This is a genomic window from Paraburkholderia caribensis (genome assembly GCF_002902945.1).
GTDB lineage: Bacteria > Pseudomonadota > Gammaproteobacteria > Burkholderiales > Burkholderiaceae > Paraburkholderia > Paraburkholderia caribensis.
This window is the reverse complement of the sequence record NZ_CP026101.1, coordinates 1,984,680-2,010,854: the sequence shown is the minus strand read 5'-3', so window position 1 is coordinate 2,010,854 and position 26,175 is coordinate 1,984,680. Positions and strand designations below refer to the sequence as shown.

Sequence of the window (26,175 nt, the reverse complement as noted above, 5' to 3'; positions counted from 1 at the left end):
TGCGTGTGCTTTTGCCTTTGACGCGCGGCGGTTGTGGTAGCCGCCGCGCGTCGCCGGTTCACGCGCCGCCTGCTATTTCGCGTTGGTCGCGCTGGCGGGCGGATGAACCGACATGTCGTCGTCGGGCGGCTTGCGTGGCTTCTTGACGGGCATGTTGTCGGGATTGGTCGCGCTCGCCGCGCCTGAGGCCGCCGCGGGCGGCGGTTTCACCATCGGCGTGCCGCCTGGCTGCGGCGCCACGGTCTGGCCCCACGCCACCTGCGCGACACCCGCCGATGCCGCCAGCACGGCGGCGCTTCCTATCGACGCCCATGCATGACGTCTGAATTTCACCATCGTCGCAATCATCGGATTCTCCCTGCGTTTTTTTCATTGTCGCTAGGCGCGTGCCAGCCCCTGCGGGCCGTGCGTTTCCGCGCTGACAGGCGGGTGCGCGGGCGCATCGCGCCCCGGCAATGGCGGCTGGAAGTGCTAGCATGAATTCAGCATCGACTGGCGCGTTGCCGTACAGGGGACGCGCCGCCAACGAACGCGGAGGCTGCGATGACGAAGTCCTTGAGTGCGGATGCAATCGATACCTTGCGACAACTGAACGACATCGGAACGGGGGAGGCGCCGCCGGCCGTCCAGCCCGTCGTCGAAAAAGAGTTGCTGGGCGCGGGCCTGGTGGCGAAATCGGGGAAGGGGGCGGGCGTCGAAATCACGTGCGACGGCAGGAAATACCTGTCCGGCGATTGTGATTGACCCGTTGCGAGACTCTGGCGAGCAAACCTGAAACGGGAGGGGCGCGCGATGGAGCCGAAAGGCATCGACATGGGTGACTACCAGGAGCGCTACAAGGAGTTCGAGATGGAAGTCTGCGTCGAGCAGGTGCTGACGGGCGTCAAAGCGCACTTCCGCATACTGAGGGACGACGCGGTGATGCTGGACTGGCGGCTGGTGCCGATCGACGGCTTCTGGCCGACCGAGCACGCGGCGGCCGAAGCGGGCTTTCGGGCGGCGCGCGAAGCCATCGATATCGAACTGCTCGCGGCGGGCGGATAGCCGTATTGCGCGGCGAAAAAAACAAAGCCGGATGCTCTGAGAAGAACATCCGGCTGAACTACACCTGCAACAACAGACTGCGTGGTACTGCCAGGGTACGGCAACTTCCAACTGCTGGTACTTCCAGATACTGCTACTTCGCCATCAACGGTACGGCTTTACTACGGTCAAGCTTGATTGCGGTACTGCTACATCTGGAACTGCAACTTCACGATTACCTGCTGCCACTTCTACGACGACTGCAACTGCAAGTACTGCGTGCTACCAGTGCTGCTCGATACTGCTGGGTACTGCCTGCTACGAAACTGCTGTCTGCTTGCGATCCGGTTTCGGCTTAGTGGCCGAAGAACACCGAACCCGGGCCCGTCACGGGCTCATGCTTGCCAGCTTGCGACGAACCGTTTTGCACGCCGCCGTAGGCGTTTGCGTTGGCTTGCTGCGCTTCAGCTGCGAGCGTTTCCGCGTTCTGGCCTTGTTGCGATGCCGGAGCGCCAACCGTCGGGTTGTAGTGCGGAGCCGGGCCGTAGCCGCTTGCGAAAGCGGGAGCAGCCAGGGTAGCGGAAGCGGCGATCAGAACTGCGGCGATAAGCTTGGTCTTCATGATGAACTCTCCGTAATGTTTTGATTCAGTAAGACGTTGCGGTCTTTGCTTTGCAGCGGTCTGTTCGCAACGTCGATGGAAGCCAGTGTATACCCCTACTATCGATTTTTTGTGCCGATAATTTGAAATTACTATTCTGAGATTAGAAACAATGCTGGGAGGTAGGCTGGGCGGGGTTTTGCCGCGTATGCACCCTTATAAACGGAGCGCCAAGGCTTGAAAAACCTTATGTAAATCATGGGCTTCCGGGGTTGTTGCGGCGCAAAACGAGGGGTTCGGGGCGCGCTTGCGGTAAAATTGCGGGCTGAATTCACGTTGTTTTCTTTCTGGTCCGCCGCCTCATGTCTTCGAAGCCTGTTCCCAGTCCCCGCCGCGTGTCCGTGGCGCCCATGATGGACTGGACTGATCGCCACTGCCGCTCGTTTCACCGCACGCTGTCGCGGCACACCTGGTTGTATACGGAGATGGTGACGACGGGTGCGCTGATTCATGGCGACGTCGAACGCCACCTCGCGTTTACCGCCGACGAAGCTCCCGTCGCGTTGCAACTCGGCGGCAGCGAGCCGGACGATCTGGCGCGCTCGGCGAAACTCGGCGAGCAGTGGGGCTACGACGAGATCAATCTGAATTGCGGCTGCCCGTCCGAGCGTGTGCAGCGCGGCGCATTCGGTGCGTGTCTGATGAAGGAGCCGCAACTCGTCGCCGATTGCGTGAAAGCGATGCGCGACGCGGTGTCGGTGCCCGTGACGGTCAAGCACCGGATCGGCGTCGACGACGTCGAGGACTACGCATTCGTGCGCGACTTCGTCGGCACGATCGCCGAGGCCGGTTGCGAGGTCTTCATCGTGCACGCGCGCAATGCGATCCTCAAAGGCCTCAGCCCAAAAGAGAACCGCGAGATTCCGCCGCTCAAGTACGACTACGCATATCGGCTGAAGCGCGACTTTCCGCAGCTCGAGATCATCATCAACGGCGGGATCAAGACGCTCGACGAAGTCGAAGCCCACTTGCAGCACGTCGATGGCGTGATGCTGGGCCGCGAGGCGTATCACAACCCCTATGTGCTCGCCGATGTCGACGCGCGTTTCTACGGCTCGACGGATGTCGCGCCGACCCGCGAAGAAGCGGAAGCGAAGCTGATCGAATACTGCCGTGCCGAACTCGCGCGCGGCACCTATCCGGGCGCGATCGTGCGTCATGCGCTGGGGCTGTATCGCGGCGTGGCGGGTGCGCGCGGATGGCGGCGTGTGCTGTCGGACAGCAAGAAGCTCCAGGCGCGCGATCTCGCGATTTTCGACGAAGCGCGACAGCATTTGCGCGAGCCCAGCGAAATCTTTGAATAAAGGGCTTTGCAAATACGGTTCGTGTTTGTATAATCTCGCTTCTTCGTTGCTGAGCACCGCTCTGCGGCAGGCAGTGAAGGTGTAGTGCAGTGGTGGCTGTAGCTCAGTTGGTAGAGTCCAGGATTGTGATTCCTGTCGTCGTGGGTTCGAGTCCCATCAGCCACCCCAAAGAATTCAAAGACTTACAGTTAAAATAAGGTGCATTTTAAGAATTTTGGAACATGAAGTTCCAATTTTTGGAAGATGCATAGAGAGTGCAGCCCGCTAAGTGCGGGCTTTTTTGCGTTCGTGCGACTGTTAGCGAGGGCGTGTATGACTTTGACGATTGACGATAGTCTGTTCGAGCGCATCAAATCCGATCCGTTAGGTGTGATCGCCGAACTCGATAATGAATCTGGTTATATTGCGCAAAGAAATCGGGAGTGGGAGGAGCAGGATCGAGACGAACTGCTCGATCTATATGCCGTTTGCGAAAGCATGGTGGAAGAAGGGTTCCTCGATCTGAAGTCGCCTCCGATAAAAGTCGAGTTGACGGGGAGCGTTGGTGATGATTGCGCTGCGCTCCTGAAGTACGTTGCGGACGTCGCTACAGAATGTTCGCATCATGCGTTGCAACTTAGAATGTCTCGCTTGCGCACAACAGTTCGGGCAGGGATCAGTTCGACATTCGCCTATGAGTTCTCGCAGGGCGATTTTGAACGCATACAGCACCTCGTAAATGACCTGCGCCAGATCATCAGTGATTCGCAGCATTTTGAGCAAAAGCATCAGCGAAGGCTCCTATTACGACTGGAGCGACTTCAGGCCGAACTTCATAAACGTGTGTCGGATCTGGACACGCTCTGGGGGTTGATAGGGGACGCTGGCGTCGCGTTCGGAAAATTTGGCGTAGATGCGAAGCCGATCGTCGATCGCATTAAGGAAATCACAGCGATTACGTGGCGCACCCAGTCGCGCGCGGAAGAGTTGCCGACCGACTCTCCGTTTCCTCAACTCGAAGACAAAACGTCTACAGACGAATGATGCGACCACCGGAAATCTCCTCCGGCTCTAGCGCGTCGGGCGCACCTTCCGCAGTTTCCGTCGGTCGTAAACAAGGTTCACCATCCGTTCGTCGGAATGTCCAGTCGCATCAATGATGCGATCGTCACCTTCCTCCTTGCGATCGGTGACTGCCGTCGGTCGCATATCGGCCAAAGTGAAACGCTCGAACTTGAGGCCGCGTTTCTGCGCCGCCTCTTCACAATACTTCATCAGTCGCGCCCAGTTTGAGTTCCATCCGCTACGGGTGTAACTCTGTCCCGAGGTGTTGCCGAACACATAAAGAGATTTCGTGCGCTGGATCGACAGTGCTTCGTCGATGACGGCGCGTAGCTCGGGTGACCATTGCACCAGCTTTTCTTTCTGAATCTGTCCTGCTTTGCGCTTGCCGACGGGTACAGTCACCCCTATATCGCCGACAGCCTGTCGACGCAGTTCGCGCATTTCGGTCGGACGGCTGACGGTCAGATAGGCCGCCTTCGCGCACAGCGCCGCGATCAGATAGATGGAGGCCGCGTCGTCGCCTCCAGTGCTCTTGCGCGTGCGCGCAATCTCAACGGCGAGATCCAGTTCATGCAGTTGCACAACCTTTTGGCGCGGTCGCGTCGGGTTGTATTCGATGCCGCGACACGGATTCGTCTCCAACTTGCCGATCCGGCGCCCATACTCCAACACGGCGGAGAGCAGGGCGATTTCCTTGTTTGCCTTCGCGGGCGCGCCATTCTGAGCGCGTTTGTCTAGGTAGCCGTAAACGTGCGCCGGCTTGATGGACTGCGGCGCCATCTTCCCGAACACCTTGTTTAGATTCTTCGCCTCGTTTTGATTTTCATCGAGGGTGCTTTGTGCCTTGCGGCGCTCGTCAGTTACCGGCATTGCGTCCTGCCACGTGAAGTACTTCTTCACGAGATCCTCAGTCGTGCCCGGCTCGACGGCGTTGCCATTCAGCGCCTCGGCGCGCTCGATCGCTTCCTTGCGAATGTCGGCCACGGCTTCCTTGTTATGGACGGGCGCCGTCAATCGGAACGCCCATTTTCCGTTCGGGAGCTTGTAGGCAAAGCTGACCTTGTGCTTGCCATAGCGTGCGTAGAGCCGGAACGGGAGGCCGTCCGGTGATTTCCGTCGTCCGATCATAGATCGAGTGCCGCGAAGTTTGGTTCTTGTTCCGTGGAGGCCTGCGCCGCAGGTATGGCGCCTGCCATCCGCTTTTCATAGTACTCGCGAACCACTTGCGGCACACCAGCGATATTGATGGCGTGCGGCCAATGGTTTCGTTCGAGCCATCGCTTCATGCATGCGAGGCTCCGTGGCTGGCAACCGACGAGGTTCGCGAGTTCGTTGCGTGTCAGATAGGACGGTTTCATTATGGCCCCGTCGGTCGTAGTGCGCGATCGAGCATCATTAATCCCGTTTCAAGTTGGATACCGGCGGCGTCGGCCCATTTGCGAGCTTCCTGTGCTGCCTTGTGTCGGCTATAGCTGCCTAGTTCGTCACGCATGAGGTCGAGCAGCTCGATATCGGCACCAAGGGTGATGACTTCGATTAGCTGGCGGATCTCGATGCGAAGGGCTGTGATCCGCGCGAGGGTCGCCAGTCGGGAATCCGACTGGCCTTCGTTCGTCTGGATTGGTTCGCGCCGCGCGAGCGGCGCTTCGTCCTTCTGGGGCGCTTTGGTGGGCGTGAGCCCGCTGCTGTTGACGTCGCTGTTCGATGTGTGCGCCGGAACGGCGCCAGCAACGGGACGCCGTGGGCGTGTTGCCGCGTGTTCCCGCTTACGCGGCAGCGGACATGGGGTAGAAGTGGCCGGGCGAACCATCATTTAGCCACCTCCCCAGCCATTTCCTCGGTCCAATCCGGATCGGGGGTCTGCCACAACCTGGTCAGCCAAGAATGAATACCAGGCGCTTCCTTGGCGTTGCGTTTGCGCGGGTCTTCCATTTCACGCGTAATGTGCATTACGGCTGCGCGGATCGCTTGAGCTCGCGTGGGGTAGGTCGGATCGCCGTCACGCAGGACACACGGGCTCGATCCACTCCCGTTGCCAATCGAGTACGACGTGCTGAAGATCCATTGCCCTGTGGCGACATGGGCGAGATGAATCTCATACGGGTATTTGCCCGACCGTTTGAAAAGGGGTGCTTTGATCGTCTCGTGCCGGGTGTACACGCCATGCTCGTTGGGAGTCGAAATCTTGCGATGCTTCGCTTTGGCCGGCAGTGCATCGAGCAGGTCCGTGAGAGGCGTTAGCGCCGCGTGCACGCCAGCTATCGTGCCGGGCGAGAGCTTCCCGGACAGTGGGTCGTGCAGAACGGACTGGAGAGCCTGCAAAAGTTGCTTTGCCTGCACCTCTGTGATCTTCTTTTGCGCTATGCCCGCTATGGGCTTTCCAAGATGCTTCTTGGTGACCTTGGTCTTACCCGCTGCCTTCGCGTCGACGAGGCCTTTCTGAAGTCGTTCAAGCGCTTTTTCTCCGCCGTGCGCGCGGATCTCCTCGATGGCGAGCGTGGATGCGACGGCATTATCACGGACCAGCTTGTGAACAGCGGCGGGCGCATTCGCCAGCAGCAAGCAATCGCGGATGGTCTGTTCCGTGATCGTCAAGCGGGCGCAGATAGTCGCGTTGTCCTCACCGAGCGCCTGCAACTCGACGATCTTTTCGGCCAGCTGGAGGGGCGTGAGCTTCTCGCCGTCGTTGTTGATGATGCCGGCGTAAATCAGGTTCGAGCGCGTAACCGACTTTGCGTCGTCAATGACGAGCGGAAGGCGCTCGATGACCGTGCCCTCGCTGATCGCAAGCAAGGCTCCGTGGTACCGATGCTGGCCTTCATAGACAAAGATGCGATCTTCGCCACCTACCTTCCGGACAAAGCATCCGAGCGGCTTCTTGCGGTCATAGCCGTTCGCCTTGATCGAGTCTGCGACCTTACGTACGCGAGTGGGATCGAGCGGGCGGACATTGTCGCGCGGGTCGTAATGAATCTGATCAGGCGGGACGGTCCAGAGGTCGGACGACCCGCCGCCGGCTGCCTTGATCGCGGCCTTGGTATTGCCGGTAACGATCATCGCGTCGAGGACGAGGGGACGGGTTTTAACCATGGATTCCTCCAACATCAGCAAAGGTTGCGTCGGGGTAGACGAGACGGGTGTGATGGAAGGGGGCGATGCGTGCGCCGGAAAGCCAGTAGACGAGGCGCTCGTCCTCGTAGCGCACGGCTTGAGAGACGACGTCGACGCGAACAAGCATCTGCAGTTCGGAGCGTACGGCGCGGTGATCCGCATCCGGCAGTGCGGTCTCGATGTTATTGATCGTCTGCGGCGTGGGCTCGCTGGCAAAGAAGGAAATCAGCGCTTTGCAGATCGGGGAAAGTTCACTGTTCACGACTTCTCCCGAAAGAGCTCACCGTACGCCGACGCAGTAGAGGGCGCAGGAAGCACACAGCGCAAAAGGCGGCGATGAGGGTGACGGCTGTTCTGCCGGACATGATGCCGGCGACGAGCCAAAGGATCGAATCGGTAAGGCCGAACAGGGCGCCTAGTGCCCGGTCCGGTTGGCGAGCCGTGAGCAGCAAAGCCGTCATGCACGTGGCGATCGCGATCAGGGAGGCGTAGATCATGCGGCCTCCGGCGCTGCCTCGGGCAGCAGTTGCCTGGCGAGCTCCTCGCTGCATTCCAGCTTGAGCCGGATGCGCGTGTTCGGGCGGCGCAACAGGATTTTGGTATAGCGCCCTTCGAGCTTCGCGTCTTCGGCGATCCAATCGCGGGCAATAAGAGCCGAAACAAGGCGATCACCGTATTCGCCCCACATGCTGCAACCGAGGTACAGCGCCTTTTTCGTGGTAGTACCTTTCGCTCCGTACCAGTCCTGGAGGTACATCGAATGTACGCCGGTAGAGTAGTAGATTCCTTGCAAGGTCAGTGCCACGAGGTCCTGCTCGATCGCGAGAATCATTGTCGCCGCCGCTTTCAGCTCGCCGATGCGCTTGGCGTGATCCCGGTTGGCGGCCTCGACGATCTCTGCGTAGGTCGAGGGGTGCTTGTAGATGGGTAAGGGAGTGGTGCGCTTCATGCTGCCACCGTCCCGCGGCGAACTCTCGCCTTGCGCTTTTTTGCTTTGGCGATCACTTCGTCCGCCGCCCGCTTTGCTGCAGCTGCGTTGCGACGGCGGCTCATCGCCGTAGCACAGTCGCCTTCACTGGGATGGGATATCCACGAAGCGACGACGTCGCCGCCATCCATCAGCATGTAGAGGGTGTAGATGCTGTCGAGCAACGGGCGACGAGCAACGACGTATTTCCCCACCGTGATCGGGGTGGTCGGGCGAGGCGCCATCGGGTCGTACTTCACGAAGGAATGCAAGCCTATGGTGTCGCGACGTGCGGAGTCGTCGACCGCAGGGGTTTTTGGTCTCGGCATGTGGAGTTACTCCTTATCGCCGGCTGCGAGGCGTTTGCCGTCCGGCGTCGGTTGGTCAATTGGGGACTGCTTTTTCCGTAGCTCTGCGCAGTTAGCGAGGCAGATACGTAAGGCGGGATTTGTCAAAGCGTCGGCTGCTGAACCACGCAAACGGCGGAGGCGGTGTTCCCGAGCGATATCGGCGTCGGTCACGGGAATTCGCCGAGTCATGGTGTGGCTACACCGTGTGTCTGACGGCAGCGCGGGCCGGCGGACTCGGTGTTGGATCAGGGCTCAGCAGGTTGAGTCCGATCACAAAGACGGCAACGATGAAGCAAAGCCGGTAGGCCAGGCAGCACTCAAAGTCACTTTGAGGCGCTCTCTGGTGGCATTGCATCTCGAAAAGCCAAGCACGACGGGCTTCACCCGCGACATCTGGTATTGATTTCATGGCATCTCCAAGCGCGCATAGTGCGTACGAGCATCAGATTAGCCATTAATGGTATTTATGTAAAGCCAGAAATGGTTATTTTTTACGACGGGTCACGCCCAGAAATGCGGGCGTGGCTAGGCGAAGGTCACTCGTTGGAGCGTTTCGCGAGGAATATGGCTGTAAGTTGGGCTGCGAGGGAGAGGGCGGCGTCGAGCCATGCGATGTCGTTGAAATAAGTCGCGGCGACGAAGCTGAGTGAGGCGAGTACGGCAAGTGGTGCGTATCCGCGCTGGTGTGTTTTGCGCCGAGAATTTCTCTTGGCGTGTGCGTCTAGGGCATTTGCAAGTGTGCGCAATTCGTGCGACAGGCTCGCGGCCATTTCGGGCTCGATGCCCGCTGCGGTGTGGCCGATTCGGCCGTCGGTATCGATGAACGCCGCCGCAACCGCTACGGCCGGTCGGTCGCGACATTCAAGCCGATCTAACACTCGATCTTTTACAAGTGCTATGCGTCTTGCATAGGCCTCGACTGCATCTTCCCCCGGTGGGTGATTTTGCTCTCGGAAGTTACTGAGATGAAGTACGTTTTCGGCTTTGCCTAGTGTGTTTGGTCTCTGGTTCGCGTTCATGGTTGATATTCAGCGTGTCATCATTGAATTCACGCTGAATGGCCTGCACGAGTCGTTCTTTCAATCCGCTGGCGGATTCGCGAGATGCTTCGATGTTCAGCGCCGTGGGCGATGCCGCTGGCTGATGGCGGGCAGCGAGAAAGGCGATGAAGTCAGATACCTGTTGCCTCTCTTCGTCGGTAAGAGAGGCATAGCCTTCGTTGGAAACTGATGAGGAGGCCGGCGCGTCATTCTCGTGTTCACTGAGGAGTGATGCGACATTCACCCGAAAGGCCTCGGCAAGTGCTTCGACTTGCGATAGCTGCGCATAAACCTCACCCCGCAGCAATCTCCCAACGGTGCTCTGTGCGATCCCAGCGCGCGCGGCAACCTTCACCTGGGTATCAAGTGTTTCGCTCCGATTCATAAGACGCCGGAGGTTCTTGGCGAGTATCGCTTTTGTGTTCTGTCTGGTCATGGAAGCGAGCGTGCCACCAATGGATAGCCACGTGCGGCTATCTCCTTTGTTCAATGAATTGCGTTAATAGCCATTTCTGGTTAATATGTCGCCATTCTCGCCATTCATCGCAAAGGGCTCCTTATGGGTAACCGTGACAACACGCTGCTTGATGAGGTGCTCGCCAGGCTAGACCGCGAAAAGGGCAATTTGCGAGAAATCGCAAAGCGTGCTGGCGTTCCTTATTCCACGCTCGCGAAGCTCAGCGCACGCAGCGTTACCGATCCGCGCTTTTCCACCGTTCAGGCACTTCACCACTTTTTCGCCGCGCAGCCAGAGTCTGTGAAGAACGAAGTGGCGCAGACGCACTGACCCTCTCTCAATCCGACGCCGATCAGCGTCAACAATCCGTAGGGGTAAGCGAGACCATGCACCTGTTAGCCCATCAGCACGCACTGCGTAATTCGAACGGTGAGCGCCTCGATGATGTCGTCGAGCGTATCCGCTCACAAAACCCTGAAGTGTTTCATAGCGAACACTCGCTGAAGACTCGCGTGTTCTTCGATGAGCCGGCGCGACCGCTTGAGTCTGCCGGATTCATTAAGGCGCACAACCCGACGGAGCGTCGCTGGGTGCGTGTCGGCGCGGCGTTGCCTCCCTCGTGACTGAGGGTGGGCCGCGCCCTTACTTCATTAAACCCTTCTTACGCCTGCGAGCAGCGTGTCGATCTCTTCCTGGACGACTTTCAGCACATCGCGATCCAGCGTGTTGCTCAGGGCGATGACATCTTGTCTGCAGCGACTCTCAATCATGTTGATTTGACCTTTGCTAAGGCCGAGTTCTTTCATGAGGGCAACTAGCGCGATCTTGTGCGCGAAAACCTGCGCGGCGACCTTTTTGGTGTCTTCCATACGTGCGTCTGTTCGGGAGTGTTGGGTGATGAAACGACTGTAAGCGCGGTTAGCGCTGTGGTTGATTAAGCCGGCGATTGATCCATGAGTATCCCTTTCGTGTGATGTTGCGGTCTGGAAGCTGGTGATTCTCGCACGACTGTGGGCACTCTCTCTTCGCAGCATGGCGGCAGCGGTTGCGGTGTGGCCAAGTTCACATACTACGAGCGCCTCCACCGGGTACACAGAATGAAAAACCGCCTCTACAAAGACACCGGGGATTCATATGACCTGCAGATATAGCGGTACTGAGTGGCTGGACGTGCTGTACACATCGGTCCGAAACACGCCGGGTGGCGTAGCAGATGCGGCGGCATTTCTAACGAACCGTCGGGGAAAGAGCATCGGGACCGAATCGCTCCGCCTGCGTCTGCGCGGCGAAGGCGAAAACCGCCTTTCCATGGAGATGTTCGAACTGGTGATCGAGTGGATGGAAGAGAAGCGCCAGCCACAATACCTGGACGCACTCTGCGCGCTCAACGAGCGCTTTGGTTTGAGCGCAAGTCCAGCGCCCGGCGACGAGTCGGTCGATACAGTCAAAGCTGTTGCGGAGGCCGCATCTGAAGCCGCACGGCTATCGGGCGATGTGTCGAGCGTAGTGATCGAGGCGATCGAAGATGGTCGCATCACACAGCAGGAGGCCGACGACATAGCCGTGGCCGCTCGGGCCAACCAACGGCTGCTTGATCGGCTCCTGCGCACGGTGCAGGCCGTTAGCAGACTGGGACGTCGCCAGGCATGAGGTTTTCCCCCGGAATGTCTTGCTGCAACCCGCAGCGCGAGCGGATTGAACTGTCATGCGACGTCAACCAGCAGCTCGCGTGCGGCATGTCCAGGCTGCAATGGATCGCGGACAGCGATCCGGAGCGAATCCCGCACTTTCTGGCGTCGCTCATCAACACATTTCCCACCAACCTCGCGCTGATTCGCCAGGCGGCACTGCGCGCGGCGGTTGTCCCCTTGTTCGTTACGCAGGCCGCGCTGATCTGTGCAGCCCTTGCGACAAAAGCCGAACGGCATGACTTCAGGCGCCAGCTGGAGGGCGGGCTCGCGTCTGCCGATCTGGAGCGCTTCGACCAGCTCATGGCGGCGGAATGGCGCCGTCTTCGCGGCAAGTAATCAGGAGATCACAAAGTGACTTTGCGCGGTGCGAGTTCCTTGCTTCGCCGTAGTAATCCTTCGTTCGGACGCTCGCCGTCCGGTTCTCAGGTGTACGTCGCAGGTCGTGCCGTGTGGCGTGCATTTTCCCATCTACGCGAACGCGAACGGAGGATTGCAGAATGCAATCGATCCGCGAATAAAGGAGGACTGTAGATGTCGGACTTTGCGGGGATTGTTGGTCAATTGATGGCACATGGGCATCCAAAACTGCCTGATGGACATCCTGTAGCGGACGGCAAGCCGCACCGATACGGCCCGAAGAAGAAGCACTGGTATTCGCTCCACGAAGTCGTCAAGGCCGGCAAGGTGATCGGCTACACGGGGGCGTTCGGCTGCTGGTCCGGTAATGACAACGGCGCACAGGCGTTCGCCTGGCATGGCGAGGCGCTTTCGCCTGAAGACATCGCAGAGACGAGGGCCCGTCAGGATGCGCTCGCGCGTGAAGAGGAGCGAAAGCGTCAGCATGCGGCGAAGCTGGCCGCTAACCGCGCGCGGCAGCAGTGGCAGGAAGGCAGCGACGTGGGCGAGTCTGACTACCTCGCGCGCAAGCAGATCACAGCCGAAGGCGTGCGTTTTGCCGCCGACGGAGATGTGCTCGTGCCGATGTTCAACTATCCGGACGGTTACCGGCTCGTCGGTCTGCAGAAGATCACGTCCACGGGCGCGAAGCGCTTCAACAAGGGCATGGAGAAGAAGGGCGCGCTGTTCCTGCTCGGCGACATCAACGCCGACAGCAAGGTCGTGCTTGTCGCGGAAGGCTATGCAACGGCACGTTCGATCCGCATGGCGACGGACGGCGTGGTACCTGTGATGGTGTGCTTTGACGCTGGCAATATCATGGCCGCTGCCCGCTATCTGCGCGATACGTATGCGGGCATCCACGTGATGTTCTGTGCGGACGACGACTGGCAGATCGAGCGGCGCCTGCGTGATCATCTGGCCGAGGAATTCGGCTACGTCGGCGAGATCGAGATCGGCGGCGAGGCTATCCGCATCGAATCCCGCAAGACGTGGTACATGGTACGCGTCACACGCGACACCGATCGCCACGGTGTTGAGTCCCTTGCATTGACGTTCGGCAACGACGTGGTCCCCGAGCGAACGCGTCGCTTTGAGAATACTGGCCTTAAGCATGCATTCGATGCGGCGTCGATGATCGACAACGCAAGCGTCATCTATCCGAGATTCAGCGCACGCGGTGACCGGAAAATAACCGATTACAACGACCTGCACGTCGACGAGGGGTTGCACGTCGTCAAATCTCAGATTACGGCAGCGATCCTGGCGGGCCTTACGCCAGCTGACATCAAACAGCCTGCTGCCGAGTTGGCCGTCGACGACGCTCAGGACCCGCTTTATGACAAGGCGGTCAGGCTCGTCTCCGAGATGAAGCGGGCGTCGATATCGGCCGTTCAGCGCAGTCTGCGGATCGGCTACAACCGTGCCGCAAGATTGCTTGACGCGATGGAGCAGGCCGCGATTGTCTCACCGGCTTCTCAAAGCGGATCCAGGAAAGTATTGGCAGCACACCCAACGTCCGCTGGCGCTGCGGGCCAGACAGAGGACGATCCCCCTGATATCGAGGCGGAGAACGGCGCATACACCTGGATGCGCGATCTGCGTCGTGCGGAGAAATCCGGCGCAATCCTGCCGACGATCGACAACGTTTTCCTGATCCTTTCGAATGACAAGCGCTGGTCGGGCGTGCTTGCATTCGAACAGTTCGCGCTTCGTATCGTGAAGCGTCGTGCCCCACCTTTCGAGGGCGGAGAGGTCGGTGAATGGACTGATGCCGACGATTCTCGCCTCGCGCTATGGCTGGGTCAGGGTTGGGGATTCAGTCCGCGTGCGGACATCATCGCGCAGGCGGTCTTCCTTGTCGCCGATCGCAACCGCTATCACGAGGTGCGCGACTATCTCAACGGCCTGACGTGGGACAGCACGCCGCGTCTGCACTTCTGGCTACATCGATGGCTGCATGCCGAGGATACCGAATATGCAAGGCTCGTCGGCTTCAAGTACCTGCTCGGCGCTGTCGGCCGCGTCATGCAGCCCGGTTGCAAGATGGACAACGTGCTTATCCTCGAAGGCGCGCAGGATGGCGGCAAATCAAACGCGTTTCGCACGCTATTTGGCGAACGGTGGTTCACCGACGCCAACATCGTCATTGGCGACAAGGATTCCTACGCAGTGATGGCTGGGAAGTGGGTCATCGAGCTTGCCGAGCTTGATGCTCTCAACAAAAGCGACTCCTCCAGCTCAAAGCGATTCTTCACTGTCGCAGTGGATACGTATAGGCCGCCATATGCGAAGCGTGCCGTTGACGTGCCCCGTCAGAGTGTCTTTGGCGGCACGGTCAACTTCGATGTGTACCTGAAGGATGAATCAGGCGGCCGCCGCTATTGGCCCGTCCGCTGCGGCGACGTTCTCGACATCTCCGGCTTGGCTGAAAACCGCGATCAGATCTGGGCTGAGGCGGTGCATGAGTATCACCGGTGGCAGCGCGAGAACGCCGAAGCAGGCGGCCAGATTTGGGCGCCGTGGCGCGTTACACACGAGGAGAAGCCGCTCTTCCAGGAGGAGCAGGAAGCGCGCTTTGAGGGCGACGTGCTCGAGGTGAAGATCGCGCGCGAACTCAAGTACAGGCCGCGCGTGACGATGGAGGAAGTCCTCGACGACATCCTCAAGATCGAGATCACGAAGCAGACGCCTGCCGAACAGCGGCGCGTTGGCAAAGCACTGAAGCGGCTTGGCTGGGCGCGACAGCGGGAGACGACAGGTGACCGTGAGTGGTATTACGTGCCGCCTCGGGAAAAGCCAGTCCAGATGCCGACCCGCGCCGCGTCGAGCGGCGGCTGCGAAGACGACGATGCGCCTCTCTGATCGCATCCGCTTTCCCGCCACGAAACGGCGCGCCACATGCCAATCATCGGCGCGCCGTTGCTCGTCCCTTGTCCCAAGGTCCCAGCGCATGCGCCTCGTGCGCGTAGGCGCATATGTGCGCGACGTGCGGGTGTGGGCGCATGGGGGTGCGCACGTCGCGGATGCGCGCCCGCGCATACACAACCGAATTCGTTGGGACGTTTGGGTCTTGGGACGGAAGAACGTTCTGATCGACGAGGAGGAGCGGTGAACATCGACCTGAAAGAGCAAGCCGGTATTGCGATGAATGTTCGCGGACAGTTCTCCGATCCGATTGCCGATCCCCAAGTAACTTTGGGTGCGCTCGCGTTTGCAAACGAGCTCGGCCGCCTGTTGTGGCGCATGAAATACGGGCAGGATTTGAGGCGTTCGGGTTTGCACCGGGCCACATTGCTGCTCGCGAAGCGATTGCGTGAACCGGGAAAGTTCGATCGCTCAAAATTTACCGGGGTGACGCGCGCAGCAGAAAGGACTGCGGCAAAGGCCGGTAAAAAGGTCGAGCGACAGATTGCTGATATCGTCGAGCGGTTCGCACGTCAGGTGATTGTTGAATGGATTGCTGACCTCTGTGTCGAATGCGACGGCCGGGGCGTGAGCGGTCGAGGCGTTCAGGAATCCGTGGTACATGTTGTTTGCCCCTCGTGCAATGGAGTGGGGACTATGTGTGTCGATGAATTCCTGATCCCCTTTGCTGTCCGGCGCGATGGACGTGGGCCGATTGTCTACCGGGAAATTGAGCGATGCGAAAAGTGTCTTGGATTAGGCCGTGTCGCTATGCCTGCATCGCGTGCACGTGCAGGGCGGAAGATCTGCGGTGCATGCCAGGGAAGTGGCCGCCGCCCTGAAGATCACGCAGCACGTTCCGTCGCGCTCGCGATTCCGCTGGATCAATATCGGGCACATTGGCAGCGGCACTTTCATGGTGTGCACGCGCTGCTGGACGCACTTGACGGTGCAGCGAATGACACAGTGCGTCGGTACGCTCAACGATGAAACACTTGCATTTCAAGAAAACTCCTGTCTACAATTCGCGCCATGCATCCTTTACCGAGTCACTGGATGTTGTGAGCCCCGCACACTCGTGGAGCAACCTTGTCCCGGCAGTCATACAGAATCGCGCGAGCGGCGCGACGAATAACATGCCAACAGCCTGTCGGGAATTGATCGGCGGGCGTTCGCCCGTACGAAACAGGAATATCTGAAGCCCTGAGCGCGCAAGCCTCGGGGCTTTTTGCATTGGGAGCTCGTATGGACCAGGTGAGCGCACAGGTCAAGTCGCTGCCGATGATCGAGCAGCTGGAGGCTAAAGCGGGCAAGCAGTTCGTGTTCGCCGCGCGCGCAGCGCTGAACATGGTTGCGCAGAACATCGTTGTCGCACAGCAAGCGGAGATGCGCGATGCATTCGACCGTCCGACGCCATACACGCTCAACTCGGTTTCCGTGCTTCAGCGCGCGACGTCGTCGAGTCCGAGTGTCGTAGTCGGCTTTCGCCAGTTCGCGTTCAAGGGCACGGCGGCCGGCACGTACCTGCAACCGCAGGTGGCGGGTGGATCGCGCGGGTACACGCGATTCGAGCAGATGCTCGCGTTGTCCGGGGTTTTGCCTAACGGCGACTATGCGACGCCGACGAATGCGAACGTGCGCGATGCCTACGGCAATGTGCCACGTGGCGTGTATTCGTCGATTGCCTCGCAGATCCGCGCGTCGCGGGACAGCGCACAGAACGAGACCGCCCGATCGAAAAAGCGCAAGTCGCGCGATCCGGTCAAGGGCGTGCGCTACTTCGTGGGTAAACCAGCTGGTGGGCGATTCGCACTTGGCATATGGGCGCGATACATGTTCGGGCACGGCTCGACGATTCGCCCGGTGTTCGCGTTCAGTGCTACGCCGCATTACGAAGAACGATATCCGTTCTACGATGTAGCAGAGCAGACCGTCGACGGGACGCTGGAGCCTGCAATGCAGCGGGCGTTCCTGATGGCGCTTGCGACGGCGAGGTGGTGACCGGTCGGGTGTGCAGCGGGCGACCGCCGACGGTCACGGGTCCTTCCCTGAAGTACGGGTATGCGGGTAATTCGAGCCCCAACACACGCGTCGTCAAAGCAACTTTTCAGGGTAGTCAGTCGGGTAGTCAGGTAGTCAATTTAGGGGTAGTCGGGTAGTCACCGACTGCCCTTTCTCGTTTCTGGAGGTCGGATGGCGAAGCTCGGACAAAGGGCGTTCGCGCGGCACGTCGGCGTCACGCTGCGAGCTGTGCAGAAGGCGATCCAATCGGGACGAATTGCTGTCGACACGGACGGCAAGATAGATGCCGATACAGCCGTCGCGGCCTGGCGTCGCAACACAGACGAGTCGCGACGCTCGATCACCGATCAATCCCGCCCGTCGCTCGGGAATGCTGCGTTCTCGATGCCGTCTCCCCCGGCTAATCCCGACGATGACGTTGAGGAAGACGACCTTCCTGCTGCCGCGAGCAAGGAAGACCCATCAATGGTCGCGTATCGCGCTGCGCGTGCGGCGAGAGAACAGACGAGGCTTGAGCGCGAGCGGATGGACCTCGAGCGCGAACGCGGTACGACGCTGCCGCTCGCTGACGCGCAGCGCCTCGCCTTCACCGCGTTTCGCACCGTGCGGGATAACGTGATGAACATCCCTGTTCGTCTGAAAGATGCCCTCGCGGCGGAGTCCGATCCGACGAGGGTCGAATCAATGCTCGAAACGGAACTCACTCGTGCGCTCGCATCCGTCGACGCGACGGCGCTGTTGCGCGAAAACGATACGGATGACGACGATGGGAGCGACCGAAGCATTCCTGAAGAAGATTACGGAGGCAATACAGCCTGACAAACGCATCGGCATCGCCGAATGGTCAGAGCAGCATCGCGTCCTTCCGGAAAGCAGCCCTGAGCCCGGCAAGTGGCGTAATGAGCGCACGCCATACCTCGTCGGCATCATGGATGCGCTCTCAGGTCAGACGAGCACGGTAACGCGCTACGCGCATGACGATGACCGGCCGTTCGATAACAGCCGCGTAATTGTTGTCCCGTTCATGAAGGGGCACCAGCTCGGCGGCTCGGCGCTGGGCGAAAACTTCATTGGTCGCTGCATCACGACAGCTGCCGGTAACATCCTCGCCGTATTCGCAACGTACGACGACGCCGAGAAGTGGGAGATGGACCGCTTCGAGCCCATGCGTGTGTCGACGCGGGATTTGCGTCGCCGGGTGCGTGACGCGATGAAGAAAGGCAGCGAAAACACGAAGCTGCGTAAAAAATTCCCTGGCGGGCTGATGAACCTCGTCAGCGCGACCAAGGCTGGTCGTCTGAAATCGACGACCGTGCGGTACGTGCTGCTCGAGGAAATCGACGAGTATGTGCTGAATGTTGACGGTCAGGGCAATCCGATCGACCTCGCCAAAAACCGCACAAGCAACTTTGGCCGTCGGGCGAAGATTTTCGCGAACAGCACACCGACGATTAAACGGCGATCACAGATCGAGAAGCTCTACGAAAGTGGCGATCAACGTCGCTACTTCGTGCGGTGCCCGGACTGCGGCTCGCCTCAGTTTTTCGACTGGCGCCAGGGTATGCGCCGTTCGCCCGACGATCCGAGCGTCGTGCTGTACTACTGCCAGACCGGCTGCGGCGCCGGCAATCCTGAAAGCGTCTGGAAAACGCGGGGCTACGAGGGCGCCTACTGGATGCCCACTGCGGCCGGCGATGGCAAGACTGCGAGCTTCCACCTGAGCGCTCTGTATGCGCCGCTCGGATGGCGACCATGGTCCGATCTGATGGACGACTGGGAGGCCGCGCAAACCGACACGGACAAGATGATCGCGTTCGTGAACAACGCCCTCGCTGAATGCTGGGAAGACAAGAGCGCGGAGTTGAAGTGGGAGACCATCAAGCGCCGAGCATTGCCGTACAAGCTGCGGCAGATCCCGCCGGGTGTGCTCAAGCTCACATGCGCGGTGGATACGCAGAATGATCGTCTGGAGGTGTCGGTCGACGGCTGGGGGCGCGGAATGCGCAACTGGACGATCGACCATGTCGTGTTCCGTGGCGATCCGGCGCAGCCAGTCGTGTGGAAGCAGCTCGACACTTATCTCGAGCGGACGTTCGTCAACGCCTATGGAATCTCGATGCGTATCGAGCTATGCGCAGTCGACTCTGGCGGCGGCCGTACGCAAGACGTTTACGACTACTGCCGCACGCGGCGTCACAAGGGTGTGTTTGCGGTCAAGGGTGCATCCGAGAAACACAAACCGATAATCGGCCGCCCGACCGACGTTGACGTGACGATCAAGGGCAAGACATATACGAAGGGCGTGAAGCTCTGGCCGGTCGGGACCGACACGGCCAAGAGCAGGATCTTTGGCGCGCTCGTCACCGATGAGGAAGCGGAGCCTGCAGATCGGCGTATGCACTTTTCGACCGACCTCGACGACGAGTACTTCGAGCAGTTGACGGCAGAAGCGTATAACCCGTCGAAAGACCGATGGGACAAGCTTCGAAAACGAAATGAGGCGCTTGATCTGAAGGTCTATAACCTCGCCTGCGCATATCACCCGCGTCTGCGTTTGAACACGTACCAGGATGCAGATTGGGCGGCGCTGGAGGCGGTTATCGAGCCGCGCGTCCACGACCTCTTTGCGGCTCTGCCGGCTGAGCCTGTTGCAACTTCTCAGGCTGGCGCGGCGGAGTCTGACGCAGCGATCGCAGTCACTGACAACGCGTTGATCGCAGCAGAGGCGGTTCTGGCGCCGCCTGTCGAGTCGGCGCATCCCGAGCAACCAGCCGCGTCGACGCAAGGGCAAGCGTGGATTCCGCGCCGTAGCAACTGGCTGCGAGGCCGGTCATGATAATTGGAAGGGACGGACCCGTGAAAGCGAAAATCGTTAACGACAGCGAAGGCCGATTCTACGGCGTCAAGTTCCTCTGTCCAGGGTGCACCTGGAGCGACGGCACACCGATGGGATGCGTACTGCCCGTCAGTTGGTTGCCGCCTGGTGTGACGGAGGAATCGCCGCACGTCACCGGTAAGCCGCACTGGGGGTTCAATGGGGATTTCGAGCAGCCGACCTTCACGCCGAGCGTGAATTCTTGGTGGGGCGGTGATCACGACATCCCGATGCACCGCTGCCATACGTTCATCACCGACGGACGGATCCAGTTCCTGGGGGATTGCACGCATGCACTCGCCAATCAAACCGTCGAGCTTCCAGAGTTCCCTGAGATCGAGGACTGATCATGGCCTTTACACAACAAAACCTCGACGCGATCGAGAAAGCGATCGCGACTGGCACGCTGTCGGTTGAGTTCAACGGGAAGCGTGTTACCTATCGTTCGATGAGCGATCTGTTGAAGGCTCGCGATGTCATCAAGTCCGAACTTGCGAGCCAGTCTGCAACCCGTGCGCCGCGTTCGAGCGTCGCAATCTACAAACGGTTCTGACATGAAAACAAACGTTCTGGACAGGGCGATCGAGTGGGTTGCGCCGCGCTATGCAGCAACGCGGATGCGAGCACGGATGTCGATGCTGGCCGCGCGTGGCTTCGATGGAGCGAAGCGTGGCCCGCGATCGGGTGGGTGGAAAGCCTCGGGGGCGAGCGCAACGGCGGAAGTCCTGCCGGCACTCAACGTTCTGCGCAACCGTGCTCGCGACCTCGTACGCAACAATCCGCACATCCGTCGCGCGCTCAAGATCATGGCGGCCAACGCGATCGGCACCGGAGTGCAGGCGAAGTTCAGCGACAAGAATCTGCAGAAGGTTTTCAAGCGCTGGACGAAGTATTGCGACGCCGCCGGGTTGCTCGACTTTTTTGGTTTGCAGGCTCAGGTCTACCGCGCATTGAAGGAGTCGGGCGAGGTGCTCGTGCGCTTTCGTACTCGGCTGCCGTCGGACGGGTTCGAAGTGCCGTTGCAGCTGCAGGTGCTTGAGATCGACTACCTCGACTCATTGAAGATCGGGCCGGTGGCGGGTGGATTCATCATCGCGGGTGTTCAGTTTAATCTGATCGGACAGCGTACCGGGTACTGGCTTTTCGACCAGCATCCGGGTGAAGTCACGCAGGTGCCGAGGAATCTGCAAAGCCGCTTTGTGCCCGCGTCCGAGGTTTTGCACGTGTTCGATGCGACCGACCGGCCGAATTCAGTTCGCGGCTTTCCATGGCTCGCGACTGCTATCTGGGCCGCACGCGATCTTGACGAATATCAGGACGCGGAGCGGGTGCGCAAAAAGATAGAGGCATGCTTCGCGGCTTTTGTGACGTCGAGCGACGATGGTTATACGACCGGCCCTGTCCGTCAGGAGGGGAGCGGCCCGCGCGTCGAGTCGTTGTCGCCCGGCATGATCGAATATCTTCGGCAGGGCGAGGAGGTCACGTTTTCCGCGCCTGCTACGAGCAACGGATACGAGGCGAGCGTCCGCGTCGACCTGCGCGCGATCGCGGCCGGCACCGATGTGACATACGAGCAGCTAACGGGCGATTACTCGCAGGTCAACTTCACCAGCGGTCGCATGGGCAAGATGGAATTCAAACGCATGCTCGAGCAGGAAATGTGGCTCGTATTCATTCCAATGTTCTGCGATAAGGTGGCGGAACGCTTCGTCTCTACTGCATTCCTCGCGGGACAGGCTAGATCGGCGATCGCTGACGTGACGTGGTCGACGCATCGGATCGAGTTCATTGATCCGTTACGCGAAGCGAACGGAATGATCGAGCTCATCAACGCGCGTCTGAAAAGCCGACACCAGAGCATTCGCGACCTGGGCGACGATCCTGACGAGACCGACGCCGAAATTTCGGCAGACCCGCTGGCGATCGAAGTGCAGGTTTCCGGCCGGTCTTTTGATGCGAATGCCGCGCGCGCATTCCTCTATCGCCTTGAGCGCCTACTAGATGGCGCTGAGCATTGATCTGCAAAGCAACTTTGATATCTCCGACGCCCGCCATGCGCGGGCGTTTCTCATTGGAGTGAACCATGCCCCAACCTGCAAACGGCCGTCGCGGCGGTGCTGCTACGCCTGACGCATCCATGCCTCTGCAAACCCGCCTGCAGCCGGTGTCATCGGTCAATGCGGAGGCACGCACCGTCGACGTCCAGTGGACGGCCGGCGCGACCGTGCTTCGTTACGACTATTGGCGCGACCGGCCCTATATCGAAGAATTAAGCACTGGCGACGGTGCTGTCCGGATGGATCGCCTGACCTCCGGGAATGCACCGGTCCTGAACGATCACGACCGCTGGGGTGGTCTCGAGTCAGTTCTCGGTGTCGTGTCGAGCGCGTCGCTCGATAGCGCGAATGGAACCGGCCAGGCGAGCTTGCGTTTCTCCCAGCGTGACGCAGTGCAGCCTTACTTTCAGGACGTGCAGGACGGCATCCTGCGCAATGTCTCATTCGGCTACCGGATCTACGCGATCGACATGATTCCTCCGGGTCAGGAGGACAACGATCAGTGGATCTATCGCGCGATCGATTGGGAACCCTACGAGATCTCGCTCGTGTCGATTCCAGCGGATCCAAATGCCACCGTGCGCGGCCAACGAGCTCTCGACGATGGCGCTTCTCAACGATTCTTCCCCTGCGTCTTCAATGATCGAAGCGCTGGGGGCTCTTCTGACGGGGCTCGTGCCTCGCAACTTGACCAAGGAGCTGTGATGCCCGGTGAAAATGACCAACCCCAAACTTCCGTCACTCCTGCCGCTCCGGCTGCTGCGCCCGCTACGCCCGCCGCGCCGACGGCACGAAGCGATGACGCGGCGTCCCAAAATGATGCGGCTCGCAACGCTGGTATCGAAGCGGAACGGCAGCGCGTGACTGATCTGCGCGCTGCGGTGCGTGCTAGTGTGCTGGACAATCAGCAGGAACTGATTGATGGCTTCATTTCGCGCGGTGTTACCGTCGACGCTGCTCGTGCCGAGATCCTGCGCCTTCAGGCAGAGCGCAGCGCGGCAAATCCGCAGCGCGGCCCGGCCAACGTCGTGACGGTGTCAGACGAGACGGTCCAGCGTCGCGCAGCAATGACCGATGCACTGATGCACCGTGTCAACCCGCGTCACAAGCTGACCGATGCGGCTCGCCAGTATCGCGGGCTGACGCTTCGCGAATTGTGCCGGGTGGGCCTCGAAGCCGCCGGCATCGATACGCGTGGCATGGGCGTGATGGATCTGGCCGGCACTGCGCTCGGCGTGCGTGGTGGTTACGGCACGACTTCGGATCTTCCGGTGGTTTTCGGCAACGTGATCAACCGCACGCTTCGCGATGCCTACGGCGCCGCGCCGCGTACGTTCCAGTCGTGGGCGCGTCAGGGCGCGTTGTCGGACTTCCGCGCGGCGACGCGCGTGATGGTGGATGGTGCACTGAAGCTGGAGAAGATCAACGAAGCGGGCGAGTACAAGTACGGCACGCTGACCGACGGTGGAGAGACGATTCAGCTCGCTACGTACGGGAAGGTCGTCGCATTCACCCGCCAGATGATCATCAACGACGACCTGTCGGCGCTCGAGCGCGTGCCGCTTTTCTTCGGTCGCGCAGCGGCAAACCTCGAATCCGACATGGTGTATGCGGCCCTTACCGGTAATGCGCCCATGAGCGACGGGAAGGCGCTGTTTCATGCAGCGCACGGCAATCTCGGTACGGCTGCGGCGATCGGCATCGATTCGCTTTCAGTAGCGCGCACGGCAATGCGTACGCAGAGCGCACCGGGCGATGGTACCGCGCTCAATCTCGCGCCGAAGTTTCTGCTAGTGCCGGCAGCGCTGGAAACGGTCGCATATCAGTACACCAGCAATGCGTACACGCCGACGCAGGCGACGCAGCAGAACCCGTTCCAGTCGGTTCTCACGCCGATCGTCGAGTCGCGGCTGGACGCGATCAGCGCGAAGTCGTGGTACGTGGTTGCGGATCCGGGCGCCATCGATACGATCGAGTACTGCTACCTCGACGGGGAAGAGGGGTTGTATACCGAGCAGTCGATCGACTTCGATGTCGACGGCGTCAAGGTGAAGGCCCGTCTTGACTTCGCCGCGAAGGCGATCGACTTCCGCGGCCTGTTCAAGAATCCCGGTCAGTAATCCCCGCTCGCACGCGTTGAAAACGCCGGCCACGTGCCGGCGTTTTCATTTGCACCTACATCTCTCAAGGAAATCGATCCATGAAAAACTTTGTTCAACCGGGCCGCATTCTGGCGGCCACGCTGGCCGTTGCGGTCACTTCCGGCCAGCTCGTTCTGCTCGGTAACGCCAAGCTGCCGGCCGTTGCCTTGGGCAGCTATGCCGCAAACACAGAAGGCGAGTACGACACGACCGGTGTCTTCTCGCTGCCAAGCGCAACGACGGGCACGGCTGTCGTCGGCGACAAGGCGTATTGGGACGAGACGAACGGTGTCGTGACCACAGTTGCGACCGACAACGACCCGATTGGCCATTTCGCGTTGCCGAAGGCGGCATCGGACGCGACGGTCAACGTTCGTCTCTGGCTGTGAGCGCTTTCGATCTGGGTGCGGTTTTCGATGCGGCCGTCGACGCCGGCATGCTCACCGAGGTGACGGTGGTGAGCGGCGCCGACGTTGCGCAGCCGTTCTATGCCGACTTTCTGCAAGCCGGTTCCGACATCCTGCAGAACATGGCGCAGGCGGTCGATTATGGCATCGAGTACCGCACGGCTGATGCGCCGGACCTGCCGAAGCAAACGGTGGTTGCGATCGCAGGCGCGCAGTATGCGCTCACGCGAGCCGGCCGTCCGAGCGACGAGGCGGGTTTTTTCAGTTTCGCTCCGCTCAAACGGCTATGACAACCCTTCGAGAAACCTTCGTCGAGGCGCTGCTCGCGCAACTGGAGGCCGATCCAGATGTGCAGCAGCTCAATGTGCAGATCGGTCGCTCGGTCGTCGACGCGCTCGATGCACAGCACAGTCTTGCGCTAATTGTGCATCTCGGCGGTGAAGCGCCGCCCGACCGGTCTGCCGTAGGCTTCGCCACGCGACAGACCGAATTGCTTTTCACGGTCATAACGCGCGATACGGCACCCGACAAGGCAGCAGATTCTGTGCTCGAGCTGGCCCACCCAATTGTCATGAGCTTTGATGCGCCATCGTTAATTGACGCTAGCGAGGGACAGACGGATCCGCCGATCTTTGCCAACGTCGACGGCGAATCGTGTCTGCGGACAGTGCACTACGTCTACATCTACCGGACCCGCTGGAACAGCCTGACCGAATAAGTCAGTCGACCCGATCGGCGTCCTGTCTTTTCACTTCCACTTTCAGGAATCAGGCATATGACCACGAAGCGAACCCGAAAGACCGTCGTGCTGTGTGCGCTGCAGACGGCGTTTGGCATTGCTGTCGTCCCGACGGGCGCAGACAACGCGATGATCGTCAGCGACGTCAGTTCGACGCCCGTTGCGGCCACCTATGCGCAGCGCAATAACGTGAAACCGTACCTTGGCAACGATCAGCAGCTGGTGTCCGAGAAGCACGCTGAGCTGTCGTTCAGTGTCGAAATCGCGGGCAGTGGGGCAGCCGGCACGTTGCCGGCGTGGGATCCCTTGCTGCAGGCATGCTCGTTTGCCGCGACGACCGACGACAACACGAGCGTGGCGTACGCACCGATCAGCGACGATCCGAAACCGGCGACGATCTATTATTTTCTCGATGGCCTGCTGCATAAGATCGCGAACGCGTATGGCACGGTTGCGCTCGATCTCACTTCGAACGCGATTCCGAAATTCAAGTTCAAGTTCACTGGTGACTATTCGCCCGTTGTCGATCAGGCGCTACCCACCACAGACTTCTCGAAGTTCAAGGATCCGCTTGTCGTCAATAACGACAACACGCCTGCCATTTCTCTCGGCGGCTACGCGGCGACGCTCAATGCACTGCAGATCGACATGGCGAATACGGTCACCTACCGCAGCCTGCCTGGCGCAGCGGGTGCCCTGATCACCGATCGCAAGCCGACCGGCAGCGTTGCATTCGAGCTCGCGCGCGTGGCAGACAAGGACTACTGGAGCGCGATCGCCGTCGCACAGAATCTTGCCCTCTCGCTCACGCACGGCAAGACGGCCGGCAACATCGTGACGATCGCCGCGCCGGCCGTGCAGCTCACGTCGCCGTCATACACCGACAACAACGGCATCGCGAGCATGTCTGCGACGCTCACACTCAACCCGGTAGATGGAAACGACGAACTGACGATCACGCTGACCTGACCAAAGTAACTTTT

Annotated in this window: 33 protein-coding genes and 1 tRNA gene; 21 read left to right on the top strand and 13 right to left on the bottom strand. The window is 60.1% G+C overall.

Annotation, left to right across the window (positions count from 1 at the left end; all coding sequences use genetic code 11):
• Nucleotides 1–72: 72 nt before the first annotated feature.
• Nucleotides 73–348 carry a hypothetical protein gene (locus C2L66_RS08990; protein ID WP_060600505.1) on the bottom strand — a complete coding sequence of 92 codons (276 nt, stop codon included), beginning with the start codon at nucleotides 346–348 and terminating at the stop codon, nucleotides 73–75.
• 195 nt (nucleotides 349–543) lie between these two features.
• Between C2L66_RS08990 and C2L66_RS08985 the strand changes: the two genes are divergently transcribed.
• A complete protein-coding gene (locus C2L66_RS08985; RefSeq protein WP_054930346.1) occupies nucleotides 544–744 on the top strand; it encodes a hypothetical protein in 201 nt (66 codons plus the stop codon).
• Nucleotides 745–792: 48 nt separating this feature from the next.
• On the top strand, nucleotides 793–1,044 hold the full coding sequence (locus C2L66_RS08980; RefSeq protein ID WP_060600507.1) for a hypothetical protein: 252 nt from the start codon (nucleotides 793–795) through the stop codon (nucleotides 1,042–1,044).
• A 334-nt stretch (nucleotides 1,045–1,378) separates the two neighbouring features.
• Here the strand turns inward: C2L66_RS08980 and C2L66_RS08975 are convergent, their stop codons facing one another.
• Nucleotides 1,379–1,645, bottom strand: coding sequence for a hypothetical protein (locus C2L66_RS08975; RefSeq protein ID WP_007588017.1), 267 nt, complete (start codon nucleotides 1,643–1,645; stop codon nucleotides 1,379–1,381).
• A gap of 341 nt (nucleotides 1,646–1,986) precedes the next feature.
• Between C2L66_RS08975 and dusA the strand changes: the two genes are divergently transcribed.
• The 3 genes from dusA to C2L66_RS08960 all read left to right on the top strand — a co-directional run bounded on the left by dusA (nucleotide 1,987) and on the right by C2L66_RS08960 (nucleotide 4,011).
• Nucleotides 1,987–2,988 (top strand): tRNA dihydrouridine(20/20a) synthase DusA, encoded by a 1,002-nt coding sequence (gene dusA, locus C2L66_RS08970; protein ID WP_060600508.1) that lies wholly within the window; start codon nucleotides 1,987–1,989, stop codon nucleotides 2,986–2,988.
• A 92-nt stretch (nucleotides 2,989–3,080) separates the two neighbouring features.
• Nucleotides 3,081–3,156 (top strand) — tRNA-His (locus C2L66_RS08965).
• Between the two features lie 144 nt (nucleotides 3,157–3,300).
• Nucleotides 3,301–4,011, top strand: coding sequence for a hypothetical protein (locus tag C2L66_RS08960; RefSeq protein WP_060600510.1), 711 nt, complete (start codon nucleotides 3,301–3,303; stop codon nucleotides 4,009–4,011).
• Between the two features lie 27 nt (nucleotides 4,012–4,038).
• On the opposite strand, the gene C2L66_RS08955 is transcribed toward C2L66_RS08960, so the two are convergent.
• The 10 genes from C2L66_RS08955 to C2L66_RS08910 all read right to left on the bottom strand — a co-directional run bounded on the left by C2L66_RS08955 (nucleotide 4,039) and on the right by C2L66_RS08910 (nucleotide 9,936).
• Nucleotides 4,039–5,160, bottom strand: a complete 1,122-nt coding sequence (locus C2L66_RS08955) for a site-specific integrase (protein WP_060600512.1) — start codon at nucleotides 5,158–5,160, stop codon at nucleotides 4,039–4,041.
• On the bottom strand, nucleotides 5,157–5,318 hold the full coding sequence (locus C2L66_RS08950) for a hypothetical protein (RefSeq protein ID WP_233444893.1): 162 nt from the start codon (nucleotides 5,316–5,318) through the stop codon (nucleotides 5,157–5,159). The genes C2L66_RS08955 and C2L66_RS08950 overlap by 4 nt, the downstream gene beginning before the upstream one ends.
• 71 nt (nucleotides 5,319–5,389) lie before the next feature.
• Nucleotides 5,390–5,845: a hypothetical protein gene (locus tag C2L66_RS08945; protein ID WP_060600517.1), complete on the bottom strand. Its 456-nt coding sequence runs from the start codon at nucleotides 5,843–5,845 to the stop codon at nucleotides 5,390–5,392.
• A complete protein-coding gene (locus C2L66_RS08940; protein ID WP_060600518.1) occupies nucleotides 5,842–7,122 on the bottom strand; it encodes a ParB/RepB/Spo0J family partition protein in 1,281 nt (426 codons plus the stop codon). Before C2L66_RS08940 ends, C2L66_RS08945 begins: the two co-directional genes overlap by 4 nt.
• Nucleotides 7,115–7,405 (bottom strand): hypothetical protein, encoded by a 291-nt coding sequence (locus C2L66_RS08935; protein ID WP_060600524.1) that lies wholly within the window; start codon nucleotides 7,403–7,405, stop codon nucleotides 7,115–7,117. The genes C2L66_RS08940 and C2L66_RS08935 overlap by 8 nt, the downstream gene beginning before the upstream one ends.
• Nucleotides 7,395–7,640 (bottom strand): hypothetical protein, encoded by a 246-nt coding sequence (locus C2L66_RS08930; protein ID WP_060600526.1) that lies wholly within the window; start codon nucleotides 7,638–7,640, stop codon nucleotides 7,395–7,397. The genes C2L66_RS08935 and C2L66_RS08930 overlap by 11 nt, the downstream gene beginning before the upstream one ends.
• Nucleotides 7,637–8,092, bottom strand: coding sequence for a hypothetical protein (locus C2L66_RS08925; protein ID WP_060600528.1), 456 nt, complete (start codon nucleotides 8,090–8,092; stop codon nucleotides 7,637–7,639). Before C2L66_RS08925 ends, C2L66_RS08930 begins: the two co-directional genes overlap by 4 nt.
• The gene (locus C2L66_RS08920; protein WP_060600530.1) at nucleotides 8,089–8,439 is read right to left on the bottom strand and encodes a hypothetical protein; all 351 of its coding nucleotides are present in this window, start codon (nucleotides 8,437–8,439) and stop codon (nucleotides 8,089–8,091) included. The genes C2L66_RS08925 and C2L66_RS08920 overlap by 4 nt, the downstream gene beginning before the upstream one ends.
• Nucleotides 8,440–8,996: 557 nt before the next feature.
• Nucleotides 8,997–9,230, bottom strand: a complete 234-nt coding sequence (locus C2L66_RS08915) for a hypothetical protein (RefSeq protein WP_060600534.1) — start codon at nucleotides 9,228–9,230, stop codon at nucleotides 8,997–8,999.
• 187 nt (nucleotides 9,231–9,417) lie between these two features.
• Nucleotides 9,418–9,936, bottom strand: a complete 519-nt coding sequence (locus C2L66_RS08910) for a helix-turn-helix domain-containing protein (protein WP_060600537.1) — start codon at nucleotides 9,934–9,936, stop codon at nucleotides 9,418–9,420.
• Between the two features lie 123 nt (nucleotides 9,937–10,059).
• On the opposite strand from C2L66_RS08910, the gene C2L66_RS08905 reads away from it, so the two are divergent.
• Complete coding sequence (locus C2L66_RS08905) at nucleotides 10,060–10,287, top strand: hypothetical protein (protein ID WP_060600539.1); 228 nt, start codon at nucleotides 10,060–10,062, stop codon at nucleotides 10,285–10,287.
• Between the two features lie 320 nt (nucleotides 10,288–10,607).
• Here C2L66_RS08905 and C2L66_RS08900 read toward each other — a convergent pair whose 3' ends face one another.
• Nucleotides 10,608–10,826: a hypothetical protein gene (locus C2L66_RS08900; RefSeq protein WP_060600541.1), complete on the bottom strand. Its 219-nt coding sequence runs from the start codon at nucleotides 10,824–10,826 to the stop codon at nucleotides 10,608–10,610.
• Between the two features lie 265 nt (nucleotides 10,827–11,091).
• On the opposite strand from C2L66_RS08900, the gene C2L66_RS08895 reads away from it, so the two are divergent.
• The 15 genes from C2L66_RS08895 to C2L66_RS08820 all read left to right on the top strand — a co-directional run bounded on the left by C2L66_RS08895 (nucleotide 11,092) and on the right by C2L66_RS08820 (nucleotide 26,161).
• Nucleotides 11,092–11,607 (top strand): phage regulatory CII family protein, encoded by a 516-nt coding sequence (locus C2L66_RS08895; protein WP_060600544.1) that lies wholly within the window; start codon nucleotides 11,092–11,094, stop codon nucleotides 11,605–11,607.
• 86 nt (nucleotides 11,608–11,693) lie between these two features.
• Nucleotides 11,694–11,984 (top strand): hypothetical protein, encoded by a 291-nt coding sequence (locus tag C2L66_RS08890; protein WP_322789538.1) that lies wholly within the window; start codon nucleotides 11,694–11,696, stop codon nucleotides 11,982–11,984.
• 195 nt (nucleotides 11,985–12,179) lie between these two features.
• The gene (locus C2L66_RS08880; protein ID WP_060600550.1) at nucleotides 12,180–14,909 is read left to right on the top strand and encodes a VapE domain-containing protein; all 2,730 of its coding nucleotides are present in this window, start codon (nucleotides 12,180–12,182) and stop codon (nucleotides 14,907–14,909) included.
• A 246-nt stretch (nucleotides 14,910–15,155) separates the two neighbouring features.
• Nucleotides 15,156–15,941 carry a hypothetical protein gene (locus tag C2L66_RS08875; protein WP_322789539.1) on the top strand — a complete coding sequence of 262 codons (786 nt, stop codon included), beginning with the start codon at nucleotides 15,156–15,158 and terminating at the stop codon, nucleotides 15,939–15,941.
• A gap of 255 nt (nucleotides 15,942–16,196) precedes the next feature.
• On the top strand, nucleotides 16,197–16,952 hold the full coding sequence (locus tag C2L66_RS08870) for a hypothetical protein (RefSeq protein WP_060600558.1): 756 nt from the start codon (nucleotides 16,197–16,199) through the stop codon (nucleotides 16,950–16,952).
• Between the two features lie 192 nt (nucleotides 16,953–17,144).
• Nucleotides 17,145–17,792, top strand: coding sequence for a hypothetical protein (locus C2L66_RS08865; protein WP_060600561.1), 648 nt, complete (start codon nucleotides 17,145–17,147; stop codon nucleotides 17,790–17,792).
• On the top strand, nucleotides 17,740–19,809 hold the full coding sequence (locus C2L66_RS08860; RefSeq protein WP_060602641.1) for a phage terminase large subunit family protein: 2,070 nt from the start codon (nucleotides 17,740–17,742) through the stop codon (nucleotides 19,807–19,809). Before C2L66_RS08865 ends, C2L66_RS08860 begins: the two co-directional genes overlap by 53 nt.
• Before the next feature lie 20 nt (nucleotides 19,810–19,829).
• Entirely contained in the window at nucleotides 19,830–20,195 is a 366-nt protein-coding gene (locus tag C2L66_RS08855; RefSeq protein ID WP_233444891.1) for a DUF6527 family protein, read from the top strand.
• A gap of 2 nt (nucleotides 20,196–20,197) precedes the next feature.
• Entirely contained in the window at nucleotides 20,198–20,401 is a 204-nt protein-coding gene (locus tag C2L66_RS08850) for a phage head-tail joining protein (protein ID WP_060600566.1), read from the top strand.
• A gap of 1 nt (nucleotide 20,402) precedes the next feature.
• Nucleotides 20,403–21,866, top strand: coding sequence for a phage portal protein (locus C2L66_RS08845; RefSeq protein ID WP_060600569.1), 1,464 nt, complete (start codon nucleotides 20,403–20,405; stop codon nucleotides 21,864–21,866).
• A gap of 65 nt (nucleotides 21,867–21,931) precedes the next feature.
• Nucleotides 21,932–24,025: a prohead protease/major capsid protein fusion protein gene (locus tag C2L66_RS08840; protein WP_060600572.1), complete on the top strand. Its 2,094-nt coding sequence runs from the start codon at nucleotides 21,932–21,934 to the stop codon at nucleotides 24,023–24,025.
• A gap of 80 nt (nucleotides 24,026–24,105) precedes the next feature.
• A complete protein-coding gene (locus C2L66_RS08835) occupies nucleotides 24,106–24,435 on the top strand; it encodes a DUF2190 family protein (RefSeq protein ID WP_060600574.1) in 330 nt (109 codons plus the stop codon).
• Complete coding sequence (locus C2L66_RS08830; RefSeq protein ID WP_060600576.1) at nucleotides 24,432–24,743, top strand: hypothetical protein; 312 nt, start codon at nucleotides 24,432–24,434, stop codon at nucleotides 24,741–24,743. Before C2L66_RS08835 ends, C2L66_RS08830 begins: the two co-directional genes overlap by 4 nt.
• Nucleotides 24,740–25,171, top strand: coding sequence for a hypothetical protein (locus C2L66_RS08825; protein ID WP_060600578.1), 432 nt, complete (start codon nucleotides 24,740–24,742; stop codon nucleotides 25,169–25,171). Before C2L66_RS08830 ends, C2L66_RS08825 begins: the two co-directional genes overlap by 4 nt.
• A 57-nt stretch (nucleotides 25,172–25,228) precedes the next feature.
• Entirely contained in the window at nucleotides 25,229–26,161 is a 933-nt protein-coding gene (locus C2L66_RS08820) for a hypothetical protein (RefSeq protein ID WP_060600581.1), read from the top strand.
• Nucleotides 26,162–26,175 lie beyond the last annotated feature (14 nt).

Bases quoted from the DNA above. Each gene is read 5' to 3' on its own strand.
- C2L66_RS08990 (WP_060600505.1), bottom strand. From the start codon at position 348: ATGATTGCGACGATGGTGAAATTCAGACGTCATGCATGGGCGTCGATA.
- C2L66_RS08985 (WP_054930346.1), top strand. From the start codon at position 544: ATGACGAAGTCCTTGAGTGCGGATGCAATCGATACCTTGCGACAACTG.
- C2L66_RS08980 (WP_060600507.1), top strand. From the start codon at position 793: ATGGAGCCGAAAGGCATCGACATGGGTGACTACCAGGAGCGCTACAAG.
- C2L66_RS08975 (WP_007588017.1), bottom strand. From the start codon at position 1,645: ATGAAGACCAAGCTTATCGCCGCAGTTCTGATCGCCGCTTCCGCTACC.
- dusA (WP_060600508.1), top strand. From the start codon at position 1,987: ATGTCTTCGAAGCCTGTTCCCAGTCCCCGCCGCGTGTCCGTGGCGCCC.
- C2L66_RS08960 (WP_060600510.1), top strand. From the start codon at position 3,301: ATGACTTTGACGATTGACGATAGTCTGTTCGAGCGCATCAAATCCGAT.
- C2L66_RS08955 (WP_060600512.1), bottom strand. From the start codon at position 5,160: ATGATCGGACGACGGAAATCACCGGACGGCCTCCCGTTCCGGCTCTAC.
- C2L66_RS08950 (WP_233444893.1), bottom strand. From the start codon at position 5,318: ATGAAGCGATGGCTCGAACGAAACCATTGGCCGCACGCCATCAATATC.
- C2L66_RS08945 (WP_060600517.1), bottom strand. From the start codon at position 5,845: ATGATGGTTCGCCCGGCCACTTCTACCCCATGTCCGCTGCCGCGTAAG.
- C2L66_RS08940 (WP_060600518.1), bottom strand. From the start codon at position 7,122: ATGGTTAAAACCCGTCCCCTCGTCCTCGACGCGATGATCGTTACCGGC.
- C2L66_RS08930 (WP_060600526.1), bottom strand. From the start codon at position 7,640: ATGATCTACGCCTCCCTGATCGCGATCGCCACGTGCATGACGGCTTTG.
- C2L66_RS08925 (WP_060600528.1), bottom strand. From the start codon at position 8,092: ATGAAGCGCACCACTCCCTTACCCATCTACAAGCACCCCTCGACCTAC.
- C2L66_RS08920 (WP_060600530.1), bottom strand. From the start codon at position 8,439: ATGCCGAGACCAAAAACCCCTGCGGTCGACGACTCCGCACGTCGCGAC.
- C2L66_RS08915 (WP_060600534.1), bottom strand. From the start codon at position 9,230: ATGGCCGCGAGCCTGTCGCACGAATTGCGCACACTTGCAAATGCCCTA.
- C2L66_RS08910 (WP_060600537.1), bottom strand. From the start codon at position 9,936: ATGACCAGACAGAACACAAAAGCGATACTCGCCAAGAACCTCCGGCGT.
- C2L66_RS08905 (WP_060600539.1), top strand. From the start codon at position 10,060: ATGGGTAACCGTGACAACACGCTGCTTGATGAGGTGCTCGCCAGGCTA.
- C2L66_RS08900 (WP_060600541.1), bottom strand. From the start codon at position 10,826: ATGGAAGACACCAAAAAGGTCGCCGCGCAGGTTTTCGCGCACAAGATC.
- C2L66_RS08895 (WP_060600544.1), top strand. From the start codon at position 11,092: ATGACCTGCAGATATAGCGGTACTGAGTGGCTGGACGTGCTGTACACA.
- C2L66_RS08890 (WP_322789538.1), top strand. From the start codon at position 11,694: ATGTCCAGGCTGCAATGGATCGCGGACAGCGATCCGGAGCGAATCCCG.
- C2L66_RS08880 (WP_060600550.1), top strand. From the start codon at position 12,180: ATGTCGGACTTTGCGGGGATTGTTGGTCAATTGATGGCACATGGGCAT.
- C2L66_RS08870 (WP_060600558.1), top strand. From the start codon at position 16,197: ATGGACCAGGTGAGCGCACAGGTCAAGTCGCTGCCGATGATCGAGCAG.
- C2L66_RS08865 (WP_060600561.1), top strand. From the start codon at position 17,145: ATGGCGAAGCTCGGACAAAGGGCGTTCGCGCGGCACGTCGGCGTCACG.
- C2L66_RS08860 (WP_060602641.1), top strand. From the start codon at position 17,740: ATGGGAGCGACCGAAGCATTCCTGAAGAAGATTACGGAGGCAATACAG.
- C2L66_RS08850 (WP_060600566.1), top strand. From the start codon at position 20,198: ATGGCCTTTACACAACAAAACCTCGACGCGATCGAGAAAGCGATCGCG.
- C2L66_RS08845 (WP_060600569.1), top strand. From the start codon at position 20,403: ATGAAAACAAACGTTCTGGACAGGGCGATCGAGTGGGTTGCGCCGCGC.
- C2L66_RS08840 (WP_060600572.1), top strand. From the start codon at position 21,932: ATGCCCCAACCTGCAAACGGCCGTCGCGGCGGTGCTGCTACGCCTGAC.
- C2L66_RS08835 (WP_060600574.1), top strand. From the start codon at position 24,106: ATGAAAAACTTTGTTCAACCGGGCCGCATTCTGGCGGCCACGCTGGCC.
- C2L66_RS08825 (WP_060600578.1), top strand. From the start codon at position 24,740: ATGACAACCCTTCGAGAAACCTTCGTCGAGGCGCTGCTCGCGCAACTG.
- C2L66_RS08820 (WP_060600581.1), top strand. From the start codon at position 25,229: ATGACCACGAAGCGAACCCGAAAGACCGTCGTGCTGTGTGCGCTGCAG.